General features: G+C 60.7%; 11 protein-coding genes. All 11 read left to right on the top strand.

Going from position 1 to position 13,186, the window contains the following annotated elements; all coding sequences use genetic code 11:
* Nucleotides 1–275 precede the first annotated feature (275 nt).
* The 11 genes from pyrR to NML54_RS04145 all read left to right on the top strand — a co-directional run bounded on the left by pyrR (nt 276) and on the right by NML54_RS04145 (nt 13,140).
* A complete protein-coding gene (pyrR, locus tag NML54_RS04195) occupies nt 276–944 on the top strand; it encodes a bifunctional pyr operon transcriptional regulator/uracil phosphoribosyltransferase PyrR (RefSeq protein ID WP_239662323.1) in 669 nt (222 codons plus the stop codon).
* The gene (locus tag NML54_RS04190) at nt 941–1,942 is read left to right on the top strand and encodes an aspartate carbamoyltransferase catalytic subunit (RefSeq protein WP_254756049.1); all 1,002 of its coding nucleotides are present in this window, start codon (nt 941–943) and stop codon (nt 1,940–1,942) included. The genes pyrR and NML54_RS04190 overlap by 4 nt, the downstream gene beginning before the upstream one ends.
* Before the next feature lie 30 nt (nt 1,943–1,972).
* Nucleotides 1,973–3,274 (top strand): dihydroorotase, encoded by a 1,302-nt coding sequence (locus NML54_RS04185; protein ID WP_254756048.1) that lies wholly within the window; start codon nt 1,973–1,975, stop codon nt 3,272–3,274.
* Nucleotides 3,275–3,459: 185 nt separating this feature from the next.
* Nucleotides 3,460–3,999, top strand: a complete 540-nt coding sequence (locus NML54_RS04180; RefSeq protein WP_254756047.1) for a PH-like domain-containing protein — start codon at nt 3,460–3,462, stop codon at nt 3,997–3,999.
* A gap of 178 nt (nt 4,000–4,177) precedes the next feature.
* Nucleotides 4,178–5,365 carry a glutamine-hydrolyzing carbamoyl-phosphate synthase small subunit gene (gene carA / locus NML54_RS04175; protein WP_049327218.1) on the top strand — a complete coding sequence of 396 codons (1,188 nt, stop codon included), beginning with the start codon at nt 4,178–4,180 and terminating at the stop codon, nt 5,363–5,365.
* Nucleotides 5,366–8,686 (top strand): carbamoyl-phosphate synthase large subunit, encoded by a 3,321-nt coding sequence (gene carB / locus NML54_RS04170; protein ID WP_254756046.1) that lies wholly within the window; start codon nt 5,366–5,368, stop codon nt 8,684–8,686.
* A complete protein-coding gene (gene pyrF, locus NML54_RS04165; protein WP_254756045.1) occupies nt 8,686–9,561 on the top strand; it encodes an orotidine-5'-phosphate decarboxylase in 876 nt (291 codons plus the stop codon). Before carB ends, pyrF begins: the two co-directional genes overlap by 1 nt.
* A gap of 395 nt (nt 9,562–9,956) precedes the next feature.
* Entirely contained in the window at nt 9,957–10,337 is a 381-nt protein-coding gene (gene mihF, locus NML54_RS04160; protein ID WP_254756044.1) for an integration host factor, actinobacterial type, read from the top strand.
* Nucleotides 10,338–10,378: 41 nt separating this feature from the next.
* On the top strand, nt 10,379–10,936 hold the full coding sequence (gene gmk / locus NML54_RS04155) for a guanylate kinase (RefSeq protein WP_005505951.1): 558 nt from the start codon (nt 10,379–10,381) through the stop codon (nt 10,934–10,936).
* A 286-nt stretch (nt 10,937–11,222) separates the two neighbouring features.
* Complete coding sequence (gene rpoZ, locus NML54_RS04150) at nt 11,223–11,681, top strand: DNA-directed RNA polymerase subunit omega (protein ID WP_254756043.1); 459 nt, start codon at nt 11,223–11,225, stop codon at nt 11,679–11,681.
* Nucleotides 11,682–11,712: 31 nt separating this feature from the next.
* Nucleotides 11,713–13,140 carry a bifunctional phosphopantothenoylcysteine decarboxylase/phosphopantothenate synthase gene (locus NML54_RS04145; protein ID WP_254756042.1) on the top strand — a complete coding sequence of 476 codons (1,428 nt, stop codon included), beginning with the start codon at nt 11,713–11,715 and terminating at the stop codon, nt 13,138–13,140.
* Nucleotides 13,141–13,186: the final 46 nt, after the last annotated feature.

Genomic DNA, 13,186 nt, shown 5'->3' with positions numbered 1-13,186 from the left:
AGGATGCGCCCGCAGGGGAGCGTACGTGAAACCCCCGCCGTGCTGTAGCGAACTACAGGACGGCGGGGGTTTTCTGTGTCTAGGTTGCGTTTGGTTGGTGCAGTTCTGCGTGGCTGAGCGCCTTGAGGACGGATCCCCCGCCCCGCTCCATACCAGCTCCGTCCCCGCCGTGAGCGGTCTCTCGCCGAACCTGAACGTAGCCTGTGAACTGTGGTACCCTACTAGAAGCACAAAACCTTTAAATTCCGTCCCGTGAGGCGGGGAAGGAGACGGCTATGCCTGGGTCAACTGTACCCACATCCGGCGCGAATCAGGGGCGAAATCTAACCGCAGCCCCCCATTCGGCAACCCCTCAAAGCACCTTGGAGGACGCGACCACCGTCGGCCGCACCATCCTCAGCGAGGACGAAATCCGCCGCGCCCTCACCCGCATCGCCTACGAAATTATTGAAACCAATAAAGGCGTAGAAAACCTCGTACTCATCGGCATCCGCTCCCGCGGCGTGCCCCTCGCCGTACGACTCGCAGCCCGCATCCAAGCCATCGAGCCGAACTTCAACGCAGAAACACGAATCGGCGCCCTGGACATCACCGCCTACCGCGACGACCAGCGAACCGGCGGCACCACCTCCCCAGACACCGCAGGGGAAAGCATCATGCCCACTATCGGCATCGAAGGCAAAACCGTAGTCCTCGTTGACGACGTCCTCTACTCCGGCCGCACCGTACGCGCCGCCCTCGACGCACTCAACGCCCACGGACGACCCGCCCTCGTACGCCTGGCAGTCCTCGTAGACCGCGGACACCGGCAACTACCCATCCGCGCCGACCACGTGGGCAAAAACCTGCCCACCAGCGCCAGCGAAACCGTGCGCGTCGTACTGACTGAAACCGACAACGCAACAGACCGAGTTGACATTATCCAGCTGGGAGGGCTCTCATGAAGCATCTGCTCGACACCCGCGAACTAACCCGCGAAGAAGCCATCGAAATCCTTGACGTCGCCGACTACATGGCGCAGGTCAAAGCCGAAAACCGCACCCTCAACGTGCTCAACGGCAAGACCGTCGTCAACCTCTTCTTCGAGGACTCCACCCGAACCCGCCTCTCCTTCGAAGCCGCCGAGAAGCGCCTGGGCGCCGCCGTCACCAACTTCTCCGCATCTGGCTCCTCCGTGTCTAAGGGCGAGTCGCTCAAGGACACCGCGCAGACCCTCAAAGCGATTGCCGCGGATGCGTTCGTGATCCGCCACTCGGCATCCGGCGCACCCCAGCGCCTTGCCGAGGCAGGCTGGACCGACATCCCCGTACTCAACGCGGGCGACGGCACCCACGCACACCCTACCCAGGCACTGCTCGACGCCGTATCCCTGCGCCAGTACAAGGCAGAACGCGACGGCCTCGACAGCCCCCGTGGCACCGACCTGTCCGGCATGCGTGTGCTCATCGTCGGCGACATCCTGCACTCGCGCGTGGCACGCTCCAACCTCTGGCTGCTGACCACCCTCGGCGCGCAGGTCGTCTTCGTCGCACCGCCGACCCTGCTGCCGCTGAATACCGCCTCCTGGGTTGAAGAAGCCGGCCTGGAAATCTTCCACGACTTCGACGAAGCCATCGCCACCAACCCCGACGCCGTCATGCTGCTGCGCATCCAGAAGGAACGCATGAACGCCGCGTACTTCCCCTCCGCAGAGGAATACACCGACCTGTGGGGCCTGACCGCCGAACGTTTCGCAACCCTGCAGGCGCAGCCGCAGCCGGTCGCAATCCTGCACCCGGGCCCCATGAACCGCGGCCTGGAAATCTGCACCGAAGCCGCCGACGCCACCAACTCCTGGGTCCTGCGCCAGGTCAGCAACGGCGTGGCGCTGCGCATGGCGGTGCTCTACCTGCTTCTGACCGACGGCTCCAGCGCCAAGCTCTACGCCGGCGACGAATCCTAAACGACCTTCCTAACGAGAGGAACCAAAACCATGAGCAAGTACCTGATCAAGGGCGCAAGCCTCTACGGCGAAAAGGTCACCGACATCCTCATCGAGGACGGCGTGATTAGCCGCATCGCAGAGAATATTGACGCCGCAGACGCACAGGTCGTCGAGGCAGCAGGCCAGGTGGCGCTGCCCGGCCTGGTTGATATCCACACCCACCTGCGTCAGCCCGGCTACGAGGCATCCGAAACCGTCGAGACCGGCACCCGCGCAGCAGCACTGGGCGGCTACACCGCAGTGTTCGCCATGGCAAACTCCATGCCCGTGGCAGATACCGCCGCAGTGGTTGAGCAGGTTGACCGCCTCGGCAAGGAATCCGCATGGTGCCGCGTTCAGCCCATCGGCGCAGTGACCGTGGGTCTGAAGGGTGAGCGCCTCTCCGACATTGGCGGCATGGCGAACTCCACCGCGAACGTGCGCGTGTTCTCTGACGACGGCATGTGCGTGTACGACCCCGCAGTGATGCGTCGCGCCCTCGAATACGTCAAGACCTTCGACGGTGTTATCGCGCAGCACGCGCAGGAGCCGCGCCTGACCGAAGGCGCCCAGATGAACGAAGGTAAGGTGTCCGCTGACCTGGGTCTGACCGGTTGGCCCGCCGTCGCTGAAGAGGCAATCATTGCCCGCGACGTGCTGCTGGCTGAGCACCTGGACTCCAAGCTGCACATCTGCCACCTGTCCACCAAGGGCTCCATTGAGGTTGTGCGCTGGGCTAAGTCCCGCGGCGTGAAGGTAACCGCGGAGGCAACCCCGCACCACCTGCTGCTCACCGACGAGACCGCACGCACCTACGACCCGATCTTCAAAGTGAACCCGCCGTTGCGCACCGAAGAGGACGTCATGGCGCTGCGTCAGGCTGTTGCTGACGGCATCATCGACGTAATCGGTACCGACCACGCACCGCACCCGGCAGAGACCAAGGAATGCGAGTGGGCGTGCGCCGCGAACGGTATGACCGGCCTGGAGCAGGCACTGTCCATCATCCAGATGACCCTGGTTGACACCGGCATGATCACCTGGCGTGATGTGGCACGCATCCTCTCCGAGGAGCCCGCGAAGATTGGTCGCCTGGACCACGAGCAGGGCCGCCCGCTTGCCGAAGGCGAACCGGCAAACATTGTGCTGGTCGACCCGAAGGCAACCCGCGTTATCAAGCCGGAGGAGCAGGCAACCAAGGGTAAGAACAACCCCTACCGCGACATGGAGGTGCCCGGCTCGATCCGTGCAACCTTCTACGCTGGCCACCCGACCGTGCTGAACGGCGAGCTGGCAACCCCGCGCCGCTAACCCGCGCATGTACGTTCGCACCGCTAAGTTTGCACAACTGACCCGCGAAGCGAACGTACGTGGTGACCGTGCCTGGCGGTGGTAGGTTTCGCGCCTGCCACCGCCTCGCCGGGAGCACCGCCCCCAACCTCACCAGCCCAGGCCGAGATTATCGACCGAGACCCCAACCGAAAGAGAGAACCTTCGTGGGAAAGTTCCTGACCGCCGTCATCTGCATCGCCCTGGTCGCCCTGTGCATCTACGGCATGTGGCACGGATGGCGCTCGCGCCTGGCACGCCAGGCAAACATGTTCGGATCCCTCAAGGAAGTTCCCGAACGCTACGAAGGCATGACCGCTGAGGCCGCTTTCGAGGGCGAGTACGTCAGCACCACGATTTTCGGTAACTGGCTGGACCGCGTGGGTTTCGATTCGCTCGGCTTCAAGAGCAAGTCCACCCTGCTGATTTACTCGGACAGCATCATCTTCACCCGTAACGGCGCGAAGGACCTGTGGATTCCGGCGAAGAAGCTCGCAGTCATCACCACCGACCGCGGTATGGCGGGCAAGGTTGTGGAGAAGAACGGCCTGGTCGTGATTGGTTGGACCCTGGACGGTCACCGCGTGCAGACCGGCTTCCGCACCCGCTACGCCGAGGACAAGCAGGCGGTACTGCAGGAGCTACGCCGCATCGCCCCGAACGCGGTGGATGCGCCCGAAAAGTGGGCGGCAGAACCGGAAGCCTAAATCCCGGTGTAATATCCCGGCGCAATATCGCGGTGTAATATTCCCGCACACCCACACCCATAGATTTTGCCTGAGGTCAGGCGAACACCCGCCGAAGGCACCATAGACTACCCCGGAACCTGCACGGTAGAGGCTGTACAGGAAGCGGGGGAGAACACCAGAGAAAAGGAAGAAGAGCATGACTGACATGACACGATCCGGCGCCCTGCGTACGGACCGCGCGCTGCTCGTCCTGGAGGACGGCACCGTCTACCGCGGCTACGGCTACGGCGCAACCGGCGCGTCCCTGGGCGAGGCGGTTTTCTCGACCGGTATGACCGGCTACCAGGAAACCCTGACCGACCCCTCCTACGCAGGTCAGATTGTGGTTCAGACCGCTCCCCATATCGGCAACACCGGCGTGAACACCACCGACGCTGAGTCCCGCAAGATTTGGGTTGCCGGCTACGTGGTTCGCGACGCAGCACGTGTGGCATCCAACTGGCGTTCTGAGCGCACCCTCGACGAAGAGCTCATCGAGCAGGGCATCGTCGGTATTCAGGGCATTGACACTCGCGCCCTGACCCGCCGCCTGCGTTCGAGCGGTTCGATGCGTGCGGGCGTGTTCTCCGGTGAGCACGCAGAACGCCCCGAAGCTGAACTGCTGGAGGAGGTGCGCGCCTCCGAGCCGATGGCTGGCCGTAAGCTCGCTGACTCCGTTTCGGTTGACACCGCCTACACCGTTGAGCCGCACCAGTTCAACTGGTTCGCACCCCCGGTCGCAACCATCGTTGCCCTGGACCTGGGCATCAAGTCGATGACCCCGCAGCGTTTCGCTGAGCGTGGCGTGCGCGTGCACGTGCTACCCGCAAGCGCAACCCTCGAGGACATCTACTCCCACAACCCCGACGGCGTGTTCTTCTCCAACGGCCCCGGTGACCCGGCAACTGCTGATGAGCAGGTTGAGCTGCTGCAGGGCGTGCTGCGTAAGGGCACCCCGTTCTTCGGCATCTGCTTCGGTAATCAGCTGCTCGGCCGCGCCCTGGGCTTCGGCACCTACAAGCTGCCCTTCGGCCACCGCGGCATCAACCAGCCGGTCATGGATAAGACCACCGGTAAGGTTGAAATTACCGCGCAGAACCACGGCTTCGCTGTGGACGCGCCGATTGGCGACTACGTGACCGCACCGAACGCCGAGTTCGGTCAGGTCATGGTCTCCCACGTGGGTCTGAACGATAACGTGGTTGAGGGCCTGACCTGTAAGGACATCCCCGCGTTCTCCGTGCAGTACCACCCCGAGGCTGCTGCGGGCCCGCACGATTCCGCCTACCTCTTTGACCGTTTCATCGACCTGATGGTCGCAACCAAGACTGCAAAGGAAGCATAAATGCCTCGTCGTACTGACCTTAATAGCGTCCTCGTCATCGGTTCCGGCCCCATCGTCATCGGTCAGGCAGCGGAATTTGACTACTCCGGCACTCAGGCGCTGCGTGTGCTGAAGGAGGAGGGCGTGCGCGTCATCCTCGTGAACTCGAACCCGGCAACCATCATGACCGACCCCGAGTTCGCGGACGCCACCTACATTGAACCCATCACCCCCGAGGTGATTGAGAAGATCATCGAGAAGGAAAAGCCGGACGCAATCCTGCCGACCCTGGGTGGTCAGACCGCGCTGAACGCGGCTATCTCCCTGGATGAGCGCGGCGTGCTTGCCAAGTACAATGTTGAGCTCATTGGCGCGAACATTGAGGCGATTAACCTCGGTGAGGACCGTGAAGCATTCAAGGGTGTGGTGGAGCGCGCCGGCGGCGAGTCTGCACGCTCGGTGATTGTTCACTCCATGCCGGAGGCGCTGGAAGCCGCTAAGGAGCTGGGCTACCCGATGGTGGTCCGCCCCTCCTTCACCATGGGCGGTCTCGGCTCGGGTATGGCGTACAACGAGGAAGACCTCTACCGTATTGCCGGTGCCGGTATTCAGTACTCACCGACCAGCGAGGTCCTGCTGGAGGAGTCCATCCTCGGCTGGAAGGAATACGAGCTGGAGATGATGCGTGACACCAACGACAACGTCGTGGTCGTCTGCTCCATCGAAAACTTCGACCCCGTGGGTGTGCACACCGGTGACTCCATCACCGTGGCACCCGCACTGACCCTGACCGACCGTGAGTTCCAGAAGCTACGCGACATCGCGATCAACGTGATTCGTGAGGTTGGCGTGGACACCGGTGGTTGTAACATCCAGTTCGCGATTGACCCGAAGACTGGCCGCATCATCGTCATTGAGATGAACCCGCGCGTGTCTCGTTCTTCGGCGCTCGCCTCGAAGGCTACCGGCTTCCCGATTGCGAAGATTGCGACCAAGCTGTCCCTGGGTTACACCCTGGATGAGATTCCGAACGATATCACCCAGAAGACCCCGGCATCCTTCGAGCCGACCCTCGACTATGTGGTTGTGAAGGTTCCGCGCTTCGCGTTTGAGAAGTTCCCGGCTGCTGACCCGACCCTGACCACCACCATGAAGAGTGTTGGCGAGGCTATGGCTCTGGGCCGTAACTTCACTGAGGCTCTGCAGAAGGCGATGCGTTCGCTGGAGCAGAAGGGCGCGTCCTTCTCGTTCAAGCCGCTGTCCCTGTCTGAGGCTGAGCTGGCTGAGCTGATTGAGAAGACGAAGGTTCCGACCACTCAGCGTATTTACCAGGTTCAGCAGGCTCTGCTGGCTGGCGCTACCGTGGAGCAGCTGCACGAGGCGACCAAGATTGACCCGTGGTTCCTGGATCAGCTGGTGCTGCTGAATGAGGTTGCTGGCGTGGTTCACGCTAAGCGTGACAACCTTGACCCGGAGACCTTGAAGCTGGCTAAGCGTCACGGTTTCTCGGACGCTCAGATTGCTGAGATTATCGGCTCTTCTGAGGATGTTGTGCGCGGTGTTCGCCATGCTCTGGGTATCCGCCCTGTCTTCAAGACTGTTGACACCTGTGCTGCCGAGTTTGAGGCGTTCACTCCGTACCACTACTCCTCCTACGACCTGGAGGATGAGGTTGCGCACCACGAGAAGCCCTCGATTATGATTCTGGGTTCGGGTCCGAACCGTATCGGTCAGGGTATCGAGTTCGACTACTCCTGTGTGCACGCTTCGCTGGTGCTGCGTTCGCTCGGTTACGAGACTGTCATGGTTAACTGCAACCCTGAGACTGTTTCGACTGACTACGATATTTCGACTCGCCTGTACTTTGAGCCGCTCACTCTTGAGGATGTGCTTGAGATTGTTGAGTCGGAGCGTCGTACCGGCGGCCTGATGGGCGTGTTCGTGCAGCTGGGCGGTCAGACTCCGCTGAAGCTGGCTCGTGCCCTGAAGGATGCGGGCGTGCCGATTCTGGGCACCACCCCCGAGGCTATTGACCTGGCTGAGGATCGCGGCGAGTTCTCCCGGGTGCTGGAGGAGGGCTGCCTGATTGCGCCCAAGAACGGTACCGCGTTCACTTTCGAGGGTGCTAAGCGCATCGCTGATGAGATTGGTTACCCGGTTCTGGTTCGTCCTTCGTACGTGCTGGGTGGCCGTGGCATGGAGATCGTCTACGATGAGGCGAACCTGGCACGCTACCTGGAGAACGCTACCGAGGTTTCGCCTTCGCAGCCTGCTCTGATTGATAAGTTCCTTGAGGACGCTATCGAGATTGACGTTGACGCACTGTTCGACGGCGAGGAGCTGTACTTGGGCGGCGTCATGGAGCACATTGAGGAAGCCGGTATTCATTCGGGTGACTCTTCCTGTACTCTGCCTCCGATTACTCTCGGCCCGGACATCATCGCGAAGGTGAAGGACGCTACCGAGAAGATTGCTCGCGGTACCGGTGTGCGCGGCCTGATTAACATTCAGTTCGCGTACGTGTCTGAGAACCTGTACGTGATTGAGGCGAACCCGCGTGCGTCTCGTACTGTTCCGTTCGTGTCGAAGGCTACCGGCGTGCAGATGGCTAAGGCTGCTGTGCTGATTGGTCTGGGTAAGAGCATTGCTGAGCTGAAGGCTGAGGGTTACCTGCCGTCGAACATGGATGGCGCGTCCCTGCCTGAGGAGACTGCGATTGCTGTGAAGGCTGCGGTTCTGCCGTTCGCTCGTTTCCGCACCCCGGAGGGTGTTGTGGTGGATTCGCTGCTGAGCCCGGAGATGCGTTCGACCGGTGAGGTCATGGGTCTGGATAAGCACTATGACACCGCGTTCGCGAAGGCTCAGGCTGGTGCTGGTTCGCCGCTGCCGACCTCCGGTAAGGTGTTCATTTCGGTGGCTAACCACGATAAGCGTAACGTCATTATTTACGCGAAGATGCTGGAGTCGCTGGGCTTTGAGATTGTTTCGACCGGTGGTACCGCTGAGATTCTGCGCCGTAACGGCCTGAACTCTGTGATTGTGGCTTCGAAATTTGCTGAGGCGAATGGCGACCACTCGATTGTGGACATGGTCCGCAATGGTGACATTGACCTGATTCTGAACACTCCCGCCGGTGGTGCTGCTCGTAGCGATGGTTACGAGATTCGTGCCGCTGCGGTTTCGGTGGGTTGCCCGGTCATGACTACTATTTCTGAGTTCGCTGCGGCTGTTCAGGCGATTAATGCTCTGCGTGAGCACAGCTGGGACATCATGAGCCTGCAGGAGCACGGCGTTCAGCTGGCTGCCGCTGTGGATGCTCGTTCTGAGGGTGGCGAGGCGTAATGTCCGCTGCTTTTGGTGATCGTCTGGCGAAGGCGATGGCGGAGCGCGGCCCGCTGTGTGTGGGTATTGACCCGCATCCGAACCTGCTGGAGCAGTGGGATCTTGAGGATTCCGCTGCCGGCCTGGCTGCTTTTACTGAGGCGGTCTATGAGGGTTGCGCCCCGTTTGCGGCGGCGTTGAAGCCTCAGGTGGCGTTGTTTGAGCGTCACGGTTCGGCTGGTCTTGCTGTGCTGGAGGCGCTGTTCGCCCGCGCTGCCGCTGATGGTGTGCTGATTGTTGCTGACGCTAAGCGCGGCGATATCGGTTCGACCATGAAGGCGTACGCGGATGCGTGGCTCGGCTCATCTTCGCCGCTGGGTACCGATTCGGTGACTTTGAGCCCGTATCTGGGTTTTGAGTCGCTACGTCCGGCGCTGGATTTGGCTGATGAGAATGACCGTGGCACGTTTGTGCTGGCGTTGACCTCGAACCCTGAGGGTAAGAGCGTTCAGCACGTGGGCGCGTCGGAGTCTGGTCATTCCGGCGAGTCTGGGGGCGCTGTGGCTAAGCGTATTATCGCTGCGGCTACTGCTGAGAATGCTTCCCGCCAGTGGGAGCAGATGGGCCCGTGCGGTCTGGTGGTTGGCGCGACTGTTGGTCAGGCGCTGGTTGATTTGGGTATTGACCTGAGCGTGTTCAACGGCCCGATTCTGTCGCCGGGTTATGGTGCGCAGGGTGCTTCGGCGGCTGATTTGTACCGCGTGTTTGCGGGCATTGAGTCGCAGGTGTTGGTGAATTCCAGCCGTGGCGTGCTGGCTGCTGGCCCGTCGGTTGAGGGTTTGGCGCAGGCTGCGCAGGCGGCTCGTGATGACCTGTTAGCGGCTCGCGGCGCGTAGTTCGCGTGTTGTGTGAGAGGGGCGTGTGCTCCGGGTGGATTCTGTTGAGGGCCTGTTCGGGGTGCGCGCCCCTTGTGCGTGCTTGTTTTATCGCATTTTTTCGGTACACCCGCATGCATAATTTTGCTGCCGTATACTCGCGCCGATATGATTTTGCTTACTTCTACACTGGGGGAGTGCGCCTACTCTTTGAGGTGCGTGCGTGGTTCCACTTTTGATAAGGTGAATACTCCGCTATGCTATAGGAGTACTCCCTGATATTTACGTGCTGACGTGCGTAGACGCATTGTTGGTGCGAGGGTGAGTGCCGCGGGTGGAACGAGGGTTTTCGTGCTATCCGTGTTAGATTAGTTGATAAGTAAAATTCTATAAATCGCAGAGATGGGGACCCAACCATGCCGCTGACTCCGCTAACTGAGGATGCGCGCGCCTCCGCCCGTGAGAAGGCAGTACTTGCCCGAGCGCACCGTCAGGAAATTAAGCGTGCACTGAGTAACCGTGAACTTTCTGTGCGTCAGGTGCTCGATATGGTCGATTCCGACCCTGCACTGGCTAAAATGCCGGTGGGGCAGATGTTGCGCGCACTTCCGGGCATTGGTGCTGTTCGAGCTGAACGCATTATTGAAGAACTTCATATTGCACCGACTCGCCGCCTTGGCGGCCTGGGTGTACACCAGCGTCGCAAGATGGTGGAGTACTTCAACCGTAATTCGCGGTATTTGAACCGTGCACGTCGTAGGACTACTACTCAGTATTCCGAGCCTTCTCAGTCCTAATACATCGTGCCTTCAGCCGATGAAGGCGCAGTAAGGAAGCTATGTCTCAGCCGACTCTCACCGTACTGGCTGGCCCCACTGCTGTTGGCAAGGGTACGGTGTGCCAGTACATTCGTGAGAACTACCCGAACGTGTGGTTCTCTGTTTCCGCTACTACTCGTGATCCTCGCCCCGGTGAGGTTGACGGTACTCACTACTATTTCGTTTCGATGGAAGAGTTTGACCAGATGATTGCTGACGGTCAGATGCTTGAGTACGCTGTGGTGCACGGTAAGAACAAGTACGGTACTCCGCGCGCTAAGGTCCAGGAGGCCCTGGACGCTGGCCGCCCGGTGATCCTTGAGATTGACCTGCAGGGTGCTCGCCAGATTCGTGAGACCATGCCTGATGCCCGCCTGATTTTCTTGGCTCCTCCGAGCTGGGATGAGCTGGTGTCGCGTCTGGTGGGTCGAGGTACCGAGAGTGAGCAGGAGCAGGCTCGTCGCCTTGAAACCGCGAAGGTTGAGCTGGCTGCTGAGAAGGAATTTGACGTCACGGTCGTCAACGACTCTGTTGAGCGTGCAGCGAAGGAGATTGCTGAGCTGATTGGCGCCGCCTAATCTGCATGCTTTGCGTTTGCGGTGGGGCCAGAGTTTCTTCCGACCTGTAGTTCTGCCGTGAGGCGTTGTGAAGGGTGGGGGTTTCGAAGAGTTTTCTTCGGACCCCCACCTTTTTGGCTGGGCTGACACCTTTTGCCCAGGCTGGTACGTGCGTTTTAGTCGTTGAGAGGGTAGAATAGTTCTTTAGTTTTGACCGTGCCCTCAGTGCGCCCGGTTTGCGCCATAGCGCGAACGGTGTGCGGGGGTGTTCGGTACGTACATTCCATCAAGCTATTTGGAGTTTTTAGTGGCAAACGAAATCAAGGAACACGAGGACTACAACTTCGTTGACGGTGTCGCTCCCGAGGGCATCGTGAGCCCCAGCGCTGACGCGCTGATTGAGAAGGCGGAGTCCAAGTACGGCCTGGTGATTTTCGGTGCCCGCCGTGCACGCCAGATTAACGCATACTACGCTAACCTGCAGGACAATACTGCTGCGCACGTTGGCCCGCTGGTTGACGCTGAGTCGAATGAGAAGTCCCTGTCGGTGGCAATGCGTGAAATCATTGCTGACCGTGTTGTGGCGGAGCACCACCCGGACGCTAGGTTCGACGAGGACGGCTACCCGATTCCCGAGGATCTGTCCGCTGTGATTGATTTCAGCGCGGCTGAGTTCTCTGGCGCTATCGAGGAGGAGTACATCCCCGCAGGTAGCGAAGAGGTTATTGCTATCGAAGAGGTTATCCTCGACGAGTCCGCTGAGTAATCTGCTTTTTACAAGGATTCTTTGACGTACCATGCGCATTATCGTTGGTATTGGAGGGGGCATTGCTGCGTATAAGGCGGCGATGCTCCTTCGTCTTTTTGCGAAGAATGGCGACGAGGTGATCGCCATGCCCACCCCGAACGCGACGAAGTTCGTGGGTGTTCCCACTCTGGAGGCACTGAGCGGCAACCCCGTCTCAACGGACGTGTTTGACCGTGTACCGGAGGTGAACCACGTGCGTCAGGCCGAGCAGGCTGACGCTGTGGTGATTGCCCCGGCGACCGCTGATTTGCTGGCTCGTTTGGCGGCTGGTCGTGCGGATGATCTGCTGTCTTCTACGGTGTTGACAACGCACGCCCCGGTAATTTTGGCGCCGGCGATGCACACCCAGATGTGGGAGCATCCGGCAACTCAGGCGAATGTGCAGACTCTGCGTTCGTGGGGTTATCGCGTGATTGAGCCTGCGATTGGGCGTTTGACGGGCCCGGATTCTGGTCCGGGTCGCATGCCTGAGCCGGAGGATATTTTCGCGGTAGCGCTAGATGTGATTGCTCGCTTCCCGAAGGGGCAGATGCACCCGGTGTACACGCCCGGTTGCGCGCCGGCTGAGCCCCTGTACACGGGTACGGAGCAGGAGCGTATGGCGGCGACGCTGACTTCGGCGCTGCTGGGGCAGGGTGATTTGGGCAAGGCTGAGCCTGGTCAGTTTGAATCCAGTCAGGCAACTGGCGCCTCCGAACCGCTGCGTGCTCCTCTGGCCGGTCGCCTCGTGGTCATTACCGCTGGCGGCACCCGTGAGGCGCTGGACCCGGTGCGCTTCCTCGGCAACCGTTCGACCGGCAAGCAGGGCGTGGCGCTCGCGGAGGCGGCACGTGACCTGGGCGCGACCGTACATCTGATCGGTGCGAACCTTGAGGTTCCCGCGCCGGAGGGTGTGCAGGTGACCCGCGTGGTGAGCGCCCTGGAGCTGCGTGAGGCGACCCTTGAGGCGAGCGCGGCGGCGGATGTGCTGATCATGTCTGCGGCGGTGGCTGATTTTAGACCCGCCGAGTTTGCCGAGTTCAAGATTAAGAAGAGCGCCGATTCTGAGGATGCGCCGGTGATTCAGCTGGTTCGCAACCCGGATATTCTGCGTGAGGTCGTAGTGCGCCGCCAGCAGGCTTGTGAGGAGGGGGAGAGCACCCTCGGTCCGAAGCTCATTGTTGGTTTTGCGGCGGAGACTGGCTCTGCGGAGAAGACTCCGTTGGAGCTGGGGCGTGAGAAGCTGCAGCGTAAGGGTACGGACTTCTTGGCGGTCAATACGGTGGGTGTAAATCGTGGTTTCGGTACGGACGATAACACGATTACGCTGCTGTCGACTCTGAATGATGAGGCGCCGGTGTTCTCCGGTTCGAAGAAGGAACTGTCGGTGCGTCTGTTGGAGCATGTGGCGGATTTCCTGCCTGAGTTTTCTGCCTAAGAATCCTCATTCGTTCGCGTAGCTACTCAGCTGGTGCGTGCTTGGT

This window comes from Rothia gullae, assembly GCF_024294905.1.
Classification (GTDB): domain Bacteria; phylum Actinomycetota; class Actinomycetes; order Actinomycetales; family Micrococcaceae; genus Rothia.
The sequence above is the reverse complement of the archived record's forward strand: the minus strand, read 5'-3'. Positions and strand labels throughout refer to the sequence as shown.